The 17,040-nt window shown below is 72.0% G+C and carries 13 protein-coding genes and 2 pseudogenes; 4 read left to right on the top strand and 11 right to left on the bottom strand.

Annotated features, from left to right (window positions below; genetic code table 11):
- Positions 1-34 precede the first annotated feature (34 nt).
- Together ACFYUS_RS27800 and ACFYUS_RS27795 are read left to right on the top strand one after the other, a co-directional pair.
- Positions 35-2,422: a proprotein convertase P-domain-containing protein gene (locus ACFYUS_RS27800; RefSeq protein WP_388857650.1), complete on the top strand. Its 2,388-nt coding sequence runs from the start codon at positions 35-37 to the stop codon at positions 2,420-2,422.
- Positions 2,423-2,658: 236 nt separating this feature from the next.
- Positions 2,659-2,814 carry a hypothetical protein gene (locus tag ACFYUS_RS27795; RefSeq protein ID WP_388857647.1) on the top strand — a complete coding sequence of 52 codons (156 nt, stop codon included), beginning with the start codon at positions 2,659-2,661 and terminating at the stop codon, positions 2,812-2,814.
- Positions 2,815-2,827: 13 nt separating this feature from the next.
- Here ACFYUS_RS27795 and ACFYUS_RS27790 read toward each other — a convergent pair whose 3' ends face one another.
- Entirely contained in the window at positions 2,828-5,803 is a 2,976-nt protein-coding gene (locus ACFYUS_RS27790; RefSeq protein WP_388857644.1) for a BTAD domain-containing putative transcriptional regulator, read from the bottom strand.
- 151 nt (positions 5,804-5,954) lie between these two features.
- Here ACFYUS_RS27790 and ACFYUS_RS27785 point away from each other — a divergent pair, with 151 nt between their 5' ends.
- The gene (locus ACFYUS_RS27785) at positions 5,955-6,716 is read left to right on the top strand and encodes a BTAD domain-containing putative transcriptional regulator (RefSeq protein ID WP_388857641.1); all 762 of its coding nucleotides are present in this window, start codon (positions 5,955-5,957) and stop codon (positions 6,714-6,716) included.
- A 19-nt stretch (positions 6,717-6,735) separates the two neighbouring features.
- Here ACFYUS_RS27785 and ACFYUS_RS27780 read toward each other — a convergent pair whose 3' ends face one another.
- Both ACFYUS_RS27780 and ACFYUS_RS27775 read right to left on the bottom strand, forming a co-directional pair.
- Entirely contained in the window at positions 6,736-7,314 is a 579-nt protein-coding gene (locus ACFYUS_RS27780) for a hypothetical protein (RefSeq protein WP_388857638.1), read from the bottom strand.
- Positions 7,315-7,661: 347 nt separating this feature from the next.
- Complete coding sequence (locus ACFYUS_RS27775; protein WP_388857704.1) at positions 7,662-7,931, bottom strand: DUF6928 family protein; 270 nt, start codon at positions 7,929-7,931, stop codon at positions 7,662-7,664.
- A gap of 855 nt (positions 7,932-8,786) precedes the next feature.
- Here ACFYUS_RS27775 and ACFYUS_RS27770 point away from each other — a divergent pair.
- Positions 8,787-10,310, top strand: a complete 1,524-nt coding sequence (locus ACFYUS_RS27770; RefSeq protein ID WP_388857635.1) for a hypothetical protein — start codon at positions 8,787-8,789, stop codon at positions 10,308-10,310.
- A gap of 155 nt (positions 10,311-10,465) precedes the next feature.
- Here ACFYUS_RS27770 and ACFYUS_RS27765 read toward each other — a convergent pair whose 3' ends face one another.
- The 8 genes and pseudogenes from ACFYUS_RS27765 to ACFYUS_RS27730 all read right to left on the bottom strand — a co-directional run bounded on the left by ACFYUS_RS27765 (position 10,466) and on the right by ACFYUS_RS27730 (position 17,034).
- Positions 10,466-10,654: a hypothetical protein gene (locus ACFYUS_RS27765; protein WP_388857633.1), complete on the bottom strand. Its 189-nt coding sequence runs from the start codon at positions 10,652-10,654 to the stop codon at positions 10,466-10,468.
- 32 nt (positions 10,655-10,686) lie between these two features.
- Positions 10,687-10,962, bottom strand: a complete 276-nt coding sequence (locus ACFYUS_RS27760) for a hypothetical protein (RefSeq protein ID WP_388857631.1) — start codon at positions 10,960-10,962, stop codon at positions 10,687-10,689.
- A 529-nt stretch (positions 10,963-11,491) separates the two neighbouring features.
- Complete coding sequence (locus ACFYUS_RS27755; RefSeq protein WP_388857628.1) at positions 11,492-11,773, bottom strand: hypothetical protein; 282 nt, start codon at positions 11,771-11,773, stop codon at positions 11,492-11,494.
- A gap of 727 nt (positions 11,774-12,500) precedes the next feature.
- Positions 12,501-13,010: a hypothetical protein gene (locus tag ACFYUS_RS27750; RefSeq protein WP_388857626.1), complete on the bottom strand. Its 510-nt coding sequence runs from the start codon at positions 13,008-13,010 to the stop codon at positions 12,501-12,503.
- A 156-nt stretch (positions 13,011-13,166) separates the two neighbouring features.
- Positions 13,167-14,680, bottom strand: a pseudogene (locus ACFYUS_RS27745) (NaeI family type II restriction endonuclease).
- A 9-nt stretch (positions 14,681-14,689) separates the two neighbouring features.
- Positions 14,690-15,406: pseudogene (locus ACFYUS_RS27740) on the bottom strand (FAD-dependent oxidoreductase); the annotation flags it as partial.
- Positions 15,407-15,420: 14 nt separating this feature from the next.
- Entirely contained in the window at positions 15,421-15,831 is a 411-nt protein-coding gene (locus tag ACFYUS_RS27735; protein ID WP_388857701.1) for an NUDIX domain-containing protein, read from the bottom strand.
- A 3-nt stretch (positions 15,832-15,834) separates the two neighbouring features.
- A complete protein-coding gene (locus tag ACFYUS_RS27730; protein WP_388857623.1) occupies positions 15,835-17,034 on the bottom strand; it encodes a damage-control phosphatase ARMT1 family protein in 1,200 nt (399 codons plus the stop codon).
- Positions 17,035-17,040: the final 6 nt, after the last annotated feature.

The raw sequence follows: 17,040 nt of genomic DNA, 5'->3' as shown, positions 1-17,040 counted from the left end.
CCGCCCGCTCGGTGCCTACTCCCTGGAGCCTGTCGTGAAGAGATCTGCTGTGGCCGTCGCGATGGCCTCGGGCCTGCTGCTCGGCGCACTGCCGGCGGGCCTGGCGCCCCTGGTCGGCGTGACCCCCGCGGCGGCGGCCGACGAGGTCCCGGTGGACCCGGCACTGGAGACCGGGACCGCGGACGGCGGCACGGTCCGGGTGAACGTGGTGACCCAGACCCGCTCCGACGTGGCCACGGCCGCCACGGCAGGGGAGACGGAGGTGGCGTACGACCGGCTGCCGATGGTCACCCTCACGGTGAACCAGGCGGGGCTCACCGAACTCCGCTCCAACCCGGACGTGGTGAGCGTGACGGAGGACGTCCCGGTCCCCGCGATGCTGGACGAGTCGACGGTCCGGATCGGCGCGGACAAGGCCTTCGCCGCCGGTGCCACCGGCGCGGGCACCGCGGTCGCGGTGATCGACACCGGTGTCGCGAAGAACCATCCCTTCCTGGGCGGCCGGGTGACGGCCGAGGCGTGCTTCTCGGTGAACGACGAGAGTTACGGCGCGACCAGCCTCTGCCCGAACGGCGAGGCCTCTCAGGAGGGCACCGGCAGCGCCGACGCCGACACCGGCGGCTGCGCGGAACTGGGCGCGGCCTGCTCCCACGGCACCCACGTGGCGGGCATAGCCGCCGGCGACGGCACCGGCCTGAGCGGCGCCCCCAAGCGCGGGGTGGCCCCGGGCGCGAACATCGTGGCGATGCAGGTGTTCTCCCGCTTCGACTCCGACGACTACTGCGGCGCGGGCAACAGCCCCTGCGTGCTGAGCTTCACCAGCTCTCAGATCAAGGCGCTGGAGAAGGTGTACGCGCTGAAGCAGTCCGGCATGGACATCGTGGCGGCCAACATGTCGCTGGGCGCCGGCCGTTGGACCACGGCCTGCGACACCGACCCCCGGAAGTCCGTGATCGACAGCCTGTACTCGGTGGGCGTGGCGACGGTCGTCGCGGCCGGCAACAACGGGTACGGCGACGCGGTCAACGCCCCCGGCTGTGTCCCGTCGGCGGTGACGGTCGGCGCGACGACCGACGACGACCAGGTGGCCTCGTTCAGCAACCGCGGCCCGCTGCTGGACGTGATGGCCCCCGGCACGGCCGTGGTGTCCTCGGTCCCGGGCAACGGCTACGCGGCGAAGAACGGCACCTCGATGGCGGCCCCGCACGTGACGGGGGCCCTGGCGGTACTGCGCCAGAAGTACCCGGCGGAGAGCATCGCGAACCTGGTGGCGAAGCTGGGCACCACCGGCACGCCGATCACGTACACCGGTGCCGTCACCCCCCGGATCGACGTCGGCAAGGCCGTCCTCGGCGCGGTCGCCCCGGAGCCGGCGCCGGCCGCCCGGCCGCGTCCCTCCCAGGTCTTCGACGACACCGACCGGATCATCCCGGACCCGGGAACCCTGGAGGCCCCGCTGACCGTCACCGGCGTCCCGGGCAACGCGCCCAAGGCGCTCCGGGTCGAGCTGGAGGGCAGGCACGACTGGCGCGGTGACCTCAAGATCGACCTGGTGGCCCCCGACGGGCGGCTCTACCGCCTGAAGTCCACCTCCGCCACCGAGACGGGCGGCGCGCTCGGCGGCTTCACCGTCGACGCCTCCGCCTCCCCCGCCTCCGGCACCTGGAAGCTGCAGATCACGGACGCCTCCGCCGGCGGCAAGGGCACCCTCCTCGGCTGGTCGCTGAACTTCCCCACCCCCTTCGCCATGACCGGCAACCTCAGCGTCCCGGACGGCGGATCGGTCACCTCCGACCTCACGGTGGACGGCATCGGCGGCAAGGCCCCGGCCGCCCTCCAGGTCGCCGTGGACATCACCCACGAGTGGCGCGGCGACGTCCGGATCGACCTGGTCTCCCCCGACGGCCGGACCTACCCGCTGCGTTCGACCTCCACCGCCGCCACCGAGAACGGCGGGGTGCTCCGCGAGACCTACCGGGTGGACGCCTCCGCCTCCCCGGCGGACGGCAAGTGGACGCTGAAGGTCTCCGACCCGTCCCCCGGCTCCGTCGGCACCCTCAACGCCTGGTCGATGACGTTCCCCGCGTACGAGGTGCAGACCCCGCACGCGGTCCCGGACCCGGGCACCGTCGAGGTCCCGGTCACCGTCACCGGCATCGCGGGCAACGCGCCGAAGAACCTCCAGGTGTACCTGCACGCCACCCACACCTGGCGCGGTGACCTCGACGTCCACCTCGTCGCCCCGGACGGCAAGGTGTACCTGGTCAAGGAGTCCGTGGAGGAGGAGGGCAACGGCGTGATCCAGCAGATCTACACGGTGGACGCCTCCGCCTCCCCGGCGAGCGGGGTGTGGAAGCTCCGGGTCGAGGACATCTCGGCCGGCTCCTCCGGCACGCTCGACAACTGGACCCTGAAGTTCTGACCGATCCCGCCCCGACCGCTCCGAACCGTTCCCGCACACGCGGCCCCCGGCTTCCCCCGCCGGGGGCCGCGCCCTTTTCCGCAGGTCGGAGGGGCAGAGAAGGGGAAGGGATAACGGACCGATAAGGACTCGAAGACCCGTTCTCCTAACGTCTGTCGATGTCAGAGCGAGTCGCCCGGGAACGGACCGGCAAGGGGCCGGAGTCCGGTGGGCGAGGGGTGAGAGGGAGTGGGGACATGGAGAACGGGCGTCTGATCAAGGCAGTCGTGGCGGTCGCGGCGGTCATCGCGGGTGCGGCGCTGGCAGCCGGTACCACGGTGGCCGACGGGGCGACGGTGACGGCCGCGGCCGGTGGGACGACGGTGGTCGTGCAGACCGAGCCCTGGGACTGAACGGCGGCCCGGGTCAGGCCTCCTGCGGGAGCTCCGCGCCCGGTGCCCGCGCCTCCTCGAGTTCGACGCGGAGCAGGTGCAGGCGGCCCATGAGGACGGTGCTGCCGGTCTCCTCGGCCAGGACGAGCGCGGCGGTGAGGTCCTCGTCGGCCCGGTCGGCGCGGCCGGCCCGCAGGCGGGCCTCGGCCAGACCCAGCAGGACGTAGGCCATGCCCAGCCGGTCGTGCTTGGCGCGGACGATCCCGGCCGCCTCGGTCAGGGCCTCCTCCGCCTCCGGCAGCCGCCCGGCCGCCAGCAGGGCCCGTCCCAGTCGGTGGAAGGCCTGGGCCGCGCCCCGGGTCGCGCCCAGCCCCCGGGCCAGCGCGACCGCCTCCCGGCCGAGGCGCACGGCCTCCTCCGGGTCCCCCGCGTCCAGGGCGATCTGGGCGAGGTTGTTGAGCGCGTGGGCCTGCGCGGAGAGGTCCCCGGCGGCCCGCAGCGCGGGCAGCGCCCCGTCCAGGAGCGCGCGTGCCGCGCCGGCGTCGCCCCGCTGGCGGACCACGACGGCCAGCTTGCAGGCGTTCAGCGCGGCCCCGTAGACCTCTCCGCCGGCCCGCAGTACGCCGTCCGCCTCCTCCAGGAGCCGGACCGAGGCCTCCGACTCGCCCCGGTAGAGCAGGGCGGCGCCCAGCTCGCCGAGCATCACGCCCTCGCCCTGCCGGTCCCCGGCGGCCCGGGAGGCCGCCAGGCCTTCCTCGCAGAGGCGGCGCCAGTCGTCGGTGTTGCTGCGGATCTCGCAGAAGCCGACGGTGGAGGCGGCCAGGTCCCAGGCGAGCGCGGCGAGTCCCAGCCGGGCGGACTGGGTGACGGCCGCCACCAGGCAGTGGCGTTCGGAGTCGAACCAGTCCAGCGGACGGGCCAGCAGGTCGTCCAGGAGGTCCCGGTCGACGTGCGGGCGGGGGGCCGGGCCGTGCACCACGGAGTGGTCGCCGCCGTACTCGCGGCGGTGGGCGGCCTCGGCGACGGTCAGCCAGCTGTGCAGCGCCCGGTCCCGGGCCGCCTCGGCGGCCGGGCGGTCGGGATCCTCCTGGGCGCGTTCGCGCGCGTAGAGGCGGAGCAGGCTCTGGAAGCGGTAGCGGTACTGGCCGGTGGCGTCCGGACCGGAGACCTCCAGGAGGTGGGCGTCGGTGAGTTCGTCCAGGTACTGCTCGGCGGTCTCCACGGGGCAGTCCAGGAGGGCGGCCACGGCCCAGGCCGGCACGTCGGGGACGTCCAGCAGGGAGAGCCGCCGGTACACGGAGGCGAGGCGCGGCGACAGGCAGCCGTGGCTCAGCTCGAAGCTGGCCCGGACCCGGCTCCCGCCGAGGCTGAGCTCGTCCAGGCGGCGGTGCTCGTCGGCGAGCCGGTCGGCGAGGCGGCGCACGGTCCAGTGCGGGCGGGTGGCCAGCCGGGCGGCGGCGATGCAGAGGGCGAGCGGCAGTCCGTCGCAGAGTTCGGCCAGCCGGGCCGTCTGCGCGCGGGAAGCGGCGGTACGGCCGCCGGTGACGATCCGGTCGAGCAGGGCGGTGGAGTCGGCCCGGTCCAGCACCCCGAGCGGCACCCGGACGGCGCCGTGCCGCAGCACCAGCTCCTCCATGCTCTCCCGGCTGGTGACGACCACACAGCAACCGCCGTTGGCCGGCAGCAGCGGGGCGACCTGCGCGAACGAGGAGGCGTCGTCCAGGACGACGAGGACCCGGCGGCCACGCAGCAGCCTGCGGTAGAGCGAGATCCGGGACACCTCGTCGTCGGGCAACCGGTCGCCGGACGCGCCGAGCGAACGCAGCAGGCGGCCCAGGACCTCGCCGGGGGCGGCCGGGGCGGAGCCCAGGTCCACATGGAGGCAGCCGTCCGGGAAGGAGGCGGCCGCGCGGTGCGACCAGTGCACGGCCAGCGCGGTCTTGCCGATCCCCGCCACCCCGGTGACCAGGGCGACCCGGGGCGGCTCGCCGTCGGGGCGGCCGTCAAGGAGGGCGTCGAGAACCTCGGTCTCGACGGTGCGGCCGGTGAAGGAGGGGATGTTCGGGGGAAGGTCGGACGGGGCGAGGGCCGGGGCGGGCCGGCGGTCGGCCGGGGCGGGGGCCTCGCCCGGGAAGTCCGCGGGCGAGGTCTCCGGCCGGCCCTCCGGCTCCTCGACCGTGACGGGTGCGACCGGCACGGCAGGCGCGACCGGTGCGACAGCCGCGACGGGCTCGGAGACGGTCGGCGGGGCCGCGATGGCCGGGTCCTCGCAGAGGACCGCGTTGTGCAGCTCCCGCAGTGCGGTGCCGGGTTCGAGCCCCAGTTCGTCGATGCTCAGCTGGTGCCCGGTGCGGAAGGTCTCCAGGGCGTCGGCGCGGCGGCCGGAGCGGTACTGGGCGAGCATCAGCGAGTGCCGGGTGCGCTCCCGCAGCGGGTGCTCCCTGACCAGGGCGGCCAGTTCGGCGGTGAGCTCCTGGTGGCGGCCCAGGGCGAGCCGGAGTTCGGCGTGACCGTCCAGCGCGGTCAGCCGCTGCTCCTCCAGCCAGCAGGCCTCCTGCTCCAGCGCGTAACCGGTCAGGCCGTCCAGGGCGGGTCCCCGCCACAGGGCGAGGGCCCGCCGGTAGGCGTCGGCGGCCTCCGCCGTGCGGCCGGAGCCCGCCAGCGCGGAGGCGTGTCCGGTCAGCGAGAGGAAGTCCACGAGGTCGAGTCCGTGGCCCTCGGTGTCGAGCCGGTAACCGGGGTGGGAGGTGACGATGGCCTCGCCGTCGACGCCCGCCTCCCGGAACAGCTTGCGCAGCTGGGCGACGCAGATGGAGATCTGGGTCCGGGCGGTGGGCGGCGGCGAACCGTCCCAGACGGTCTCGGCGAGCTCGTCCACCGAGACCGTGCGGCCGTGCCGCAGGACGAGGAGGGCCAGCACCGCACGCTGACGGGCCCCGCCGAGCCGGATCTCCCGGTCCTCGCAGGTCAGCCGGAGTGTCCCGAGCAGACCGAACCGTATCGACGCCAACCCGGGCCCCCCTCCCTGAAAGTTGTCATGATCATAATGTCTTGGGATGCATGTTCGACAGAGGGAGCGGGCCCCGTCCGAGCGGGCGGTCCGGACCGCCGATAAGCGGCCGATACCGGGAGAATGACCCGTCCTCCTACGGTCTCTCCCCATGACGCCCTTCCTGGAGACAGCACTGCTCGGACCGGTCCGCATCCGGGCCGCGTCGGGGGACGCGGAGAACGCCCTGGGCGGCGCGAAGCCCCGCACGGTCCTCGCCGCACTCCTGCTCGCCGAGGGACGGGTCGTTCCCGACAGCCGCCTGATCCGCGCCCTGTGGGGCGAGCGCCCCCCGGCCCGCTCCGTCGCCCAGCTGCACACCTACGCCTCCCGGCTGCGCGCCCCGCTCGACGGGGCCGCCCGGCTGGAACGGGTGGGACGCGGCTACCGCCTGTCGGCCACCCCGGGACGACTGACCTGCGATCACCGCCTGTTCGCGGAGCGCGCCGCGCTCGGCGGCACGCTGCTGCGGCAGGGAGACGCCCGACGGGCCGCCGCCGTCCTGCGTTCGGCGCTCGACCTCTGGCAGGGCGAGGCCCTGGCCGACACCACCGAGCAACTGGCCCAGGAGGAACGCCCCTGGCTGGAGGAGGCCCGGCTGACGGCCCTGGAGGACCGGGCCGAGGCGGAGCTCGTCACCGGGCTGCCGCACGGCCTGCTCGCCGAACTGACCGGGCTGGTGGCCCGGCACCCGCTGCGAGAGCGGTTCCGCTGCCTGCTGATGACCGCCCAGTGCCGTGCGGGCCAGCCCGCGGCGGCCCTGCTCCAGTTCCACTCCGGCCGGGAGCTGCTCGCCGACCGGCTGGGCGTCGACCCCGGCCCGCTGCTCACCCGCACCTTCCAGCAGGTCCTGGCGGGTGAACTCGCCGCCTGAGCACGGCTGCCGGCGATCATCAGGTGGGGAGCAGGGCGAGCGCGGCCGAGACGTCCGGCACGAGAGCGGGGTCCTTCAGTGCCCCCAGGACAGCGTCCACGGCCTCGTACGTCCACTCCAGGCAGTTCTCCCCGCCCGCCCGCCACAGCCAGAGGAAGGCGGCCCCGGCGTAGCAGAGCGCGTACCGGGCGGCGAGGCGCCCGGCGGCGGAGCCCTCGCGGAGGTCCCCGCGCTCGGCCAGCTCCCAGTGCAGCCGGTCGGCGGCCTCGGTGAGCCGGTCCGCGCGGGAGGCCATCGCGCCGCCCGCCGACTCCCGGCTCAGCGCGGGCAGGGACTGCACCAGGGCGCAGCCGCGCCCGTCGTCCGCCCCGGCGGCCCGGTCCGGGACGACCGTCTCCCCGGGAAGCCCGGCCGCCGCGCGGAACAGGGCCCCGCTGTCGGTCCGTTCGCCCGCGAAACCGCGCACCAGCTGCGGAATCCGCTCCAGGAGGGCGGCGGGCGGCCCCTGGAGCACGGCGGAGGTCACCGCGGCCTGGCCGGGTAGCAGCCGTAAGGTGCCCGCGGCGTAGTCGAGTACGGCGTCCCGCGCTTTCCCCATGCTCGCTCCTCTCCACCAGGCCCCGGATCGCGGGGCCGAAGGACCAACATCGCGGAGCAGGCTGCACGGGTTCTGTATTTTCTCCGTACTCCCCGCCTTCTCCGGCCGCTCTCCGCCCGTGTCAGCGGCGATGACGGCGGAGGCGAAGGACGCCCTCGACCGCTCGCTCTTCTTCGACGACGACGGACCTTGCCGTCACGCAGCCGGCGCCGCTCCAGGTCGGGCGAGAGGTATCAGGTGGGCTCGGTCTGCTGGGGCGGACAGATGTTCCGCCCTCCGCGATGAACTTGACGTCCGGAGCAGGACCGGCCACCGTCGCCCCCCCCTTGCAGATGTGAATGATCAACCTATCCCAGGCCGATGCCGCCGGGGCGGGCCGGCCTTCCAGAAGGAAGCCGGGGAAGCCCACAGGGCTGCATTGCCCGGTTCCAGAGGGCGAAAGGGAAGCGCATGGGGCTCCTCCTCCCCCTCCGGATCACCCGCCGGCTACCCGACCAGTAGGGCGTCTCGAAGGCGAACGGGTCGCCGGTGTTCTCCACGATGCCGCCGTCCGGGGAGAGGCCCAGCGAGCGGACCTGCCGCCCCAAAAACGCCCGAAGTTTTCGGGAGTACCCCATGCCAAGTGCGTCCGTGCAGGTCAGAGCCACCTCACTCCCGCACCCGCCAAGTCCCTTCCCATTCTGCAAACGTCGCGTTCGGCTGACCTCGACCGGACACCACCGTGGAGGGCCGAGTGAAGGTCAGCTCGTACAGCTGCCGGCCGTGCCCCGGCGAAGGAACTCCGTGCTTCCAGCGCCGTCGAGGACCGCCACGGCGTACTGCGCGTAGCCCCGTCCTCGCCCCGCGCGGGATTCCGCGAGAACGGTCCGGCAGGCCACACCGGCGGCCTCTGCCCCCCTCCTCCCGCGTGCTCTGGTCCCACTCGGGCTTCGTGGCCCACACGTACCTCACGCCTTCGTGCGGAGCGCAGCCGATGCCGGTGTTCTCGCCGCTGATGCAGCGGGGGGCTTCGAACAGACGGGAGTTGGCGTTCCAGTCGACAAAGAGCTGGTGGACCGCCTCGGTCACCACTCTGACTTCACGCTTGCCGACGCTGGGGATCCGGGCCGCGGCCAGTCCTTCTTCGGTGGGGTGCCGGCTCGGCTCCTGCCCGGAGTCGGCGGCAGTGCGGTTGGCTTTGCCGGTCAGCGGCGAGAGCGTTTGTCGACCAAGGGCGAGAACACCCCGTGGGCACGGAAGACGGTGCCGCCGAGTTTCAGCAACGCCCGGTTTCTTGACTTGCCCCGAATGACGCGCATTCCCCCGGCGAGGTGGATGTGGAGCCTGTCGGTGTGCCGGGTACGGTCAGCGTGCGCGTCATGAGCAAGACCCTCGCTACGTGGCTTGAAGCCCTGCAGGGGGAGCCCCGGTAAGCGCCGCCGCGGTCGTATGCGGGCGCCCCGGTTCAGGAGGCAAGGTGGCAGAATGGCGCGGTGTTCGACTCCCTGCGTGAACTGTGGCTGCGCGGCCTCGCCTTCAATCGGGGGGCGCCCTCCACCGTATTGGTACGCCTGTTGGATCGAGCGGCCGGTGAAGCCGGCCTGCTGATGTGCGAGGGTCGTGACCTGCCTGACGCCGTCATCGACGCTGCCCTGCGCCATCCGGAGGGAGTCATCCGCCGCGCGCTCGCCCGCAACCGGTACGTCGACCCGGCGCGGCTCGCCCCCTTGGCGACGGACCCGTCGGGGGTCGTCCGCGGGTGGCTCGCCACAGGCCCCCGTCACTATCTCCGATGGGTCCGACCGCTGCCGGACGACATCCTCGTGACTCTCCTGACCGCCCAGGACGCGGGCGTGGACGGCAAGGTCACCGTGAACGAGATCATCGGGAGGCTCGACTCGTCCCGGCAGATCCCGCTGTCCTCCTTCCGCTCCATGGCCGGCAGCGAGGACCCCGAACTCCGGATACGGGCCACTTGGCGGTGGGAGTCACTCACCCCGGCCCAGCGGGCGGGGCTGCTCGACGATCCGGACCCCGCGGTCCGTGAAGCGGCACAGGACAGAAACTGGCGGCTGGACCCGGAACGGGTGGAGGCCATGCTGCCGTCCTTCGGCTCGCGCAACCGATTCGTGTTCGACACGTGTGCTCTGTCCCCCGCGCTCGTCGAGCAGTGCTTCACGGACGGCACGGTGCTCCCCATGGCCCGGAACCCGCACATCCCCGCCTACGCCCTCGCCCGTCTCGCCCGCCACCCCGACGCGGCGGTCCGCGCGTCGGTCGCCGCCCGGCCCGACGTAGGACCGGACCTGGTGGCGGAGTTGAGAGAGGACCCGGACGAGGACGTGCGGATGTCCGCGCGCCTCCACCCCTTCCCCCGTACCTGGGCGGAGTACCGGGCGATCGATCAGGTCCTCGGGCACGGCCCTGACTGCACCTGCCCGATCGGCGAGCCGTTCACCAGGTCGCCTATTGAGCCGGACGTCGGGCCGTCGCCCGACTGGTTCGCCGCCTGCGCGGTGTCCGAGGAGCCGGTACTCCGCCGGGTTGCGGCAAGTTGGCCGGGCCTGTCGGCGGAACTCGCCGAGACGCTCGCGCAGGACGACGACGAGGAGGTGAGGATCCGGCTGGCCTGCCACCACCCGCTGGCTCCGCCGCACCTCCTTCTGGATGTCTTCGTCACCCGCCCGGTCCACCGTCCGTACCTGCTGGACCTGCCCACGTTCCCCCGCACCGGCCGGGCTCACCTCATCGACCACCCGGATCCCGAGGTACGGGCCCTGGCCGCGGCCGATCCCGCCTTGCCCGTCCCTCCGCTGGAGGACCCCGACGCCTCGGTGCGCCGGGCAGCGGCCACCAACCCGAATCAGTCACCGGAAGCCCTGGAGGACCTCCTTGCCGACCCCCGCACCGCCGAGGGCGCTGCGGCCAACCCTGCCCTCCCCGTTCCGCGCATGCACGCACTCCTCGACCACTGCCTGAACGGTGCTGCCACCCCACAGGCGGCCGTCCAGCGCTGAGAGACGACGCCCGCCAAGCGAGGCATGGCAACCTCTGTGGACCATCGACTGGCGCCGGCACACCGGACCAGCGTTGCCCAATCCCATCAACATCCGAGACATCGGCAACAAACGACCGCTCCTGCAACTCGTCTACAGACGTTCTCCCTTCTCACCTACGCAGCCATGCGGTCGATGGTCTGCGTGATGCAGCCGGTGTCGGCGCGGAAATCGTCCTCCCCCACGATCGTCGGCACCGTGACCGTGGTGTTGTCGACCAGGACGTACTCGTCGTACGGAAGGGACTTGTAGATGCCCGCCCTCATGCGCAAGGCGAGGCAGGCGTTCTCGGCCACCCCCTGCACAACCCGTGACTCCACGGCCGGGCCACTGATGGCTATGCAGAGCTCTCTCTCCGGGACGGGGCGTAGCCCACGTCGTACTGACCGCTGTAGCGGCACTCCTCGCCCATGCCGCAGCCGAGGTCGTGCCCGAGCGCGGCCTCGGTCTCGATCTCCGCTTCTCCTTCGGCACGACGAGCCGCACGCCACGTGGCGATCGTCGCCTCGTCCTCGTCCGCGTTCGCAGGAGTAGCAGGAGTACAGGAGTAGGGGATGACGCGGCGTCCACCACAGCCTGGGAGCTTGCTGCGGATGAAGCGGAAGCCGGCCATGGTGGCGGTCTTACCGAGGGATGCGCCGGCGGGAGGACGGGAACTCGCCGAAGCCGTCTCCGTCTTGTCGGGCCGCAGGGCCAGCGCTCCAGCCGCCAGGCCACCTATGCCAGTGCCCACCACCACCGCGATGCCGACGAGTCGTCTGCCGGAACGGGCAGGACGTCTCCAGTTCGGGCCGTCCAGAGTGGGGACGTCCCACCGGGCAGCGACGAGATCGCCCACCGGTGTCGGCTCCGCACCCGTCGGCGCGACCTGTGTGGCCTGTGCTGCAAGGAGGACGGCACATGTCTCGGCAGCGTCCCACGCGGTGGCCCGGCCCCCGGCTCCTTGGCGAGAGCACTGCGCACGATGGCGTGGAGTTCGCCAGGAAGGCCACGCAGATCAGGATCCTCGGACACGACCCGGTAGGCGACCGCGTCGGGGACTCCCCCGCCGAAGGGCGCAACGACCGGTGGCCGCGAAGGCTACGAGGGCGCCCCAGACGAACAGGCCGCTCCCGGGACCCGTCGTACCGGTGCGGTAGTGCTCAGGACTGATCCATCCTGGCGTGCCGGTCAGAATGCCCGTGCGCGGCGACGTACCGATCGAGGGTGAGCCCTGAGGCATAGGCAGTGGCCAGCCACGGCGACAGCGCTTCGCCGTCGGCCGCGATCAGGGGTACGAGGCACGGGCCCTGGACACGAGCGGAGAGCTGGACTTCTCGGCGGAAGCGCGCCCGGAACTCCGCGTCGTCCGCCTGGGCAGGGTGGACGACCTTGACCGCGCCCCGTAGACCGGCGGCGTCAAGGCCGTCGAACACCGTGCCCATGCCACCTGAGCCGAGGAGCCCGATGATCCGGTAGGGGCCGACACGCTTGGGGTCACCGGGGTGGGCAGCCAGGACCCGCCCACCAGAACGAGCGTCGAATGGGCGTCAGGACATCGCCCGTAACGCCCACACCGCGCACCCTCAAAACCTCAGGTCAGTCGTCCTTCTTCACGGGCTCCAGAATCGCCACGCACTCCACGTGGTGCGTCATCGGAAAGATATCGGGCTGAGCGATTCCTGAGAATTCCCAGGTCAGAGCCGATTTCACAGCTCGCTGCCCGGCGCGAGGGCGCCCAGAGCGTCAAACGAGCGTCGTAACCAACCATCCAGCACCTCTTCGGGCGGAACAGGCCGCCACGACCAGCTCGCTGCCGTTCCCTGCAAAAGCCCGCCTCTCAGAGACACGTTCAGCCGCCTGCGGGTTCTGGCCGCCCAGACTCAGCTGGCCGACGAGCATCTGACGTGGGCCATCGTCTACCACGGCGAGCTGACATTCGAGGAGCGCGCGACGCCGCCGTACCCGCCCGGCCGTGTTCTCGAGACCCTCCTCGACGCCGGTCGCCATCTGCGACAAGCCAACATGCTGACCGCGCTCAGCGCGCCCGACGCACTGGCCGCCGCCACCGATCTCGCCGTCGCCCTCCACTCCCAGAAGCCGGCAGCAGCAGGTCGCAGCCGATGTCGCCCGCGCAGTACGCCGCCCTGCACGCGACGGCGTCCGGGTACGTCACGGTCGAAGCCCTCGGGGCCGAGGGGTGGGCTTCGGCCCGACACGGCCAGATCTCGATGGCCACCGTCCGGTTCCTGGAATCCGAGGCTGAGTCCTGCACGAACCACGCCGCCCCGTACCCGGTTCTCGGTCGGTCCACCGCCCGTGCAGGGTGAGGAAGCAGAGGTGTAGCGACTCGTTGGGGCCGATCTCGAAACGGTTCATGGTCCTGCCGAGCGGGTTCCACACGCGCCCGTCCGGCATCCACACGGCGACGGGGTGGGCGAAGACGGAGCGCATCAGGTGCCCGTCCGGCGGGTCCACCCACACGGCCCCGGCCTCCCGCACCAGCACCTCCCCGACGTACGCGCCGAGCCCGAGCAGGGTCCCGGCGACGGCCTCCCGCTCGGCACCTCCCCGCCACAGCCAGTCGGCGATCCGGTCGGCGACCCGCAGGCTCCCCACGGAGTGGTCGAGGGGCAGCCGCGCCCCCACCCGCTCCACGAACTCGGCAGCACGTTCCTCCATACCGACCGCACACAACACGAGGCTCTCGCAGTCCACTGAAGCCCATCCTTCACCAAAGAAGCGACGGAACCCGGCGGCTGATCAAGCGCCCCCGCAGAGACATCACGGGCCACGGGGGTGACGGTGGTCACAGAAGACTACTCACGCCCCTTCGTCTCACACCCGTCCGAGGCTGGAGGGAAGTTCGGGCGCCGTGACGACGGGGTCCTCGGGGGACGCCACCGACCACCGCGCACCGTCGAACTCCACGAAGGGCCGGTCATCGCCGGGAACGGCCCTCGCCAGCCGGACACTGACGAACTCCCCTTCCCGGGGGATGGGAAGTCCAAGTCCGCGGGCGATCTCCTGATGGGACCGGTAGTCGCCGAGGACGACGATCCCGTGGGGCCGGAGCGTGGAGCGCGACCCGCCGTTCCCGCGGACCCGCTTCATGTAGTCCTTCTGCTGTGCGACGGTACGGACCGTGTTCCGCCCGATCCGGCGCCGCTGCACCCGCCGGAACAACTCGTCGAGCCGTCGCTGACCGGACGCGTGCGCGAGAATGGCGGCGCGGTCCTCGGCCGGGATGTGCAGGAGGACGTTCTCCGGCAGGTCCGCGTCGCGCCAGAGCCAGACGATCTCGTCGCGGCGCTCGGCCCTGACCGTAGCCTTCCTGTCCCGGTTCGAGCCGACGCTGAGCCGTTCCCTGGCGGCGCGCACCAGTCCGACGCTCCAACGGCTCTCGTGGTCGTCCGCCCACACCAGCAGACACAGGTGGCCCTCGGCCTCGGGCGGGATCATCCACCGAACCGCTGGGAGTACTTGCAGTCCACCTCCACCCCCGCGATCCGGTAGTCCATCGCGTCCCCGTCGTCGAACCCGAACTCGCGCTGGACGGCGACCTCCACCAGCGTCCCAAGGTGCGTCCTCTCCGTCTTGAAGAGGTCCGTCCAGTCGTAGCGGCCGGTCCGCTCACCATCGAGGACGGAGTCGATGGTGTCCCGCAGGACCCGTCCCATGCGAGTGCCGTCCGGATCCAGGGCCAGCACGGTCCCGGCGACCGCTGTCAGTTCCGGGTCGTCCGCGGGCACGCTCATGAGCCTCGCCTTCACCGTCTGCGCATCGGCGGGCCGGTCCTCGGGCCGGGCGGCGAGCAGGTCGGTGACGAGCGCGTCGAAACCGGGCGGGTGGACGGAGTGGAACTCCGGCCCGGGATGCGGACCTCCGTGCGCCCACGCGTTGCGCACGGCGCGGTGGGTCAGGGCGGGAGCGGCCCCGGTGACCATCGCGTAGAACAGACAGCCGAGCGCGTACAGGTCGCTTCGGTGATCGACCTGCCGGCCGAAGAGCTGCTCGGGCGAGCGGTACGCGGGCGGGGGGGCCGTCCATGGCCTGTACGCGTCACCGCGGTCGCCCGGCAGGCCGTGGACGCCTAGGCCGGGATCGGCGACGACCACCCGCCCGTCGTGGCGCCTTACCAGGGTCGCCGCGTCGAGGTCCAAATGCGGAAGACCGTTTCGGTGCAGTGCGTCGAGGATCTCGATGACCTGTCCGCCGATCGCCCGGACCGACTCCCAGGTCAGGGGCCTGGCGACAGGGTCGAGCAGGTCCTCGAACGGCTCCCCCTCGATGGGGTCCGTCACCGCGTAGGGACGGCCCTCGTGGAATCCGAAACCGGTAACGCGCGCCAGTCCCCCGATGTCGGTCGCCGCCAGCAGCTCCGCGTCGAGAGCGGTGCCGCCCAGGACGACGGTGTCGCCGTGGGGGTAGAAGCACAGCAGGTCTTGTGAAAGGCCGGTGTCCTCGGAGAAGAACTCGGTCAGCCCGGGGTTGGTGACGACGACGTGCTGGCCGCGGATGGGCCGCAGGTCATGGTCCGGGACCAGTTCCTGGGCACCCAGGCCCGTGCAGTTGACGATCAAGGCAGCGGGGTCGGCGTCCGCAAGCGAGACCAGGCGCCGCCGCTCGACCGTTCCTCCAGCGGCGTCGAGCCGGCGCAGGAGGTAGGCGAGGTAGGTGGGCATGTCGATCAGCGGCACCGTGAACCGGTAGCCGGCCGAAAACCCGGCCGGCAGTTCGGCCGGCTCGCACGGCCGGAAGCCGGGCAGGGTGGTGGCCCACTCCGGTGGTGCCTCGGCCGTACGAGACGCCTCGATGCCGCTGGTGAGCCGGACGCCCGTGGACGGGTCATCCGCCAACCTGCGGAAGATCTCCAGGGACCGCTGCCCCCACTGGTCGACGTTGTCCTTCGGCTCGACCAGGTACGGTCCCCACATCGCCCCGGCCGCCAGCGAGGTGACGCCCGGCACCTGCTCGGCGATCACATGCACCAAGGCTCCGGCCTCGGCCAGGACGACAGCGGTGGTGAGCCCTGCCACTCCAGCCCCGACAACGACAACGCGTACCTCACGCTTCAAGGACGCGACGGAGTTCACGAGAGCAGAGCCTCATCGAGGTAGTTCTGCACCGGCCCGAACAACCCGTACGGCACGTACTGCGGGATCTCGCCGTGCGTGGCCCAGGCCAGGCCGACCACCTCATCAGCACTCGTCACGACCGCCTGGCCGCCGACGGGACGGCATGCGATGTAGTGGATCTCCCGGCCTGTCATGGGGTGCACCCGTTGTCCCAGCACACTCTGGGGCACCACCAGGAGCCCGGTCTCTTCCTCGGTCTCACGTGCTGCGGCTTCCCCAGGAGTCTCCTCGGATTCGATCTTCCCTGCCGGGAACTGCCACGAGAGCGCCCCTTCCGCCACACGTCGCCGCACAAGCAGGACTCGCTCGCCCCGAACGACGACAGCAGCGGCGACTGCTCTCTGGGCCTCGGTGGTCACAGAGATCCCCTACCGTCGCACCTGGATCAGCGCGTGCGTTCCACTCGTACGCCAGGCAGCCCCGGACCGTTCGAGCCCGTCCAGCACTTCCTGCTCCAAACCGACGATGACGTCGGACTTCAGGGTCCGGAGCGCTGCGACGGCCCCCGGGAAGTACGCGGTGAGATCGGCGAAGGACGCCTTGGCGTCCCACAGCTGGTCGCCCACCAGGCGTCGGTAGTTGAGGTCGCCCTTCAGGATGGTGAGCGTGGCGCTCTCGAACTCGCCGCGGAGGTCCTCGGGCATCTCCTCGTACGGCAGCGGAGCGCAGAAGAACGGATGGGTACGGACCTCAAGGCTTCCTGCTGCCATGGCCTTCCACAGCCGGCCTCCAATCGCACTGGCTTCGCCGGGTGCCTCGGTGAGGCGGCGGAGGCAGTCGACGACGTCGGCCGTCATCGCGTCGGAGACGTAGTAGGGGTACGGCTTGAGGTGAAGCACGACCTGTTCGGCATGCCGCTGTTCGAGGATGTGGTCGATGAGAATCAGGTCCGGAATCAGCTCGCGCCCCGCATTGTCCGCCACCACTGCGACGGTCGAGGAGCCCCCTACGGGCAGCAGCTGCCACAGCACAGCGCTGTCGTCGGCCACCAGCGCGGAGACAGCGGCGTCACCGGCCGCTGGCTCCCCCGCCGAGACGCGGAAGCCGAGGTCCGCCCGGTTGCCCCAGAGCGACGCGTGGAGCAGGGCCGCAGCCCGCTCGTCCGCCGGAACGCTCGCGAGCGCGTCCAGGGCCCGCAGCTCCTCCTCCACCGCCTCGCCTCGCAGTTCGGCCTGCTTGAACGGCGCGAACGGATCGACTCCCTGCCACGGCCCGGTGCCGAAGTACCCGACCGCACCGAGGAGCCTGCGGTAGAAGTAGCTCTCCGCCCACAAGAACGGGGCCTCGTACCAGGAGCGCCCGAAGTGCTCCTGCCCCCAGTCCGCCCAGCACTCGCGGTCGTGCTCCCCAGGGGCGAGCGGCTCGATGACGCCATTGGTGATCTCGTCCAGCAGGGCATCGAGGGCCTCGTGCTGCTGGCGGCCATATGGGAAGGCGTCTCGTACCTGCTGAATGAGGGCAGGGTGGCGCTTGGCCAGCACGCCCCAGGCGAACGAGCCGGGCTCGTTGCTCAGGATGACCGGCACTCCATTCGCATCGCCCGAGACGTGGGAGGTCTTCTCTGTCATGGTGTC

The sequence above is a fragment of the Streptomyces sp. NPDC004284 genome, assembly GCF_042874035.1.
Taxonomy (GTDB): Bacteria; Actinomycetota; Actinomycetes; order Streptomycetales; family Streptomycetaceae; genus Streptomyces.
This window is presented reverse-complemented; position numbering and strand designations above follow the sequence as displayed.

Coding starts and splice junctions, on each gene's coding strand:
- ACFYUS_RS27795 (WP_388857647.1), top strand. CDS start 2,659: ATGGAGAACGGGCGTCTGATCAAGGCAGTCGTGGCGGTCGCGGCGGTC.
- ACFYUS_RS27785 (WP_388857641.1), top strand. CDS start 5,955: ATGACGCCCTTCCTGGAGACAGCACTGCTCGGACCGGTCCGCATCCGG.
- ACFYUS_RS27780 (WP_388857638.1), bottom strand. CDS start 7,314: ATGGGGAAAGCGCGGGACGCCGTACTCGACTACGCCGCGGGCACCTTA.
- ACFYUS_RS27775 (WP_388857704.1), bottom strand. CDS start 7,931: ATGGGGTACTCCCGAAAACTTCGGGCGTTTTTGGGGCGGCAGGTCCGC.
- ACFYUS_RS27760 (WP_388857631.1), bottom strand. CDS start 10,962: ATGGCCGGCTTCCGCTTCATCCGCAGCAAGCTCCCAGGCTGTGGTGGA.
- ACFYUS_RS27755 (WP_388857628.1), bottom strand. CDS start 11,773: ATGGGCACGGTGTTCGACGGCCTTGACGCCGCCGGTCTACGGGGCGCG.
- ACFYUS_RS27750 (WP_388857626.1), bottom strand. CDS start 13,010: ATGGAGGAACGTGCTGCCGAGTTCGTGGAGCGGGTGGGGGCGCGGCTG.
- ACFYUS_RS27730 (WP_388857623.1), bottom strand. CDS start 17,034: ATGACAGAGAAGACCTCCCACGTCTCGGGCGATGCGAATGGAGTGCCG.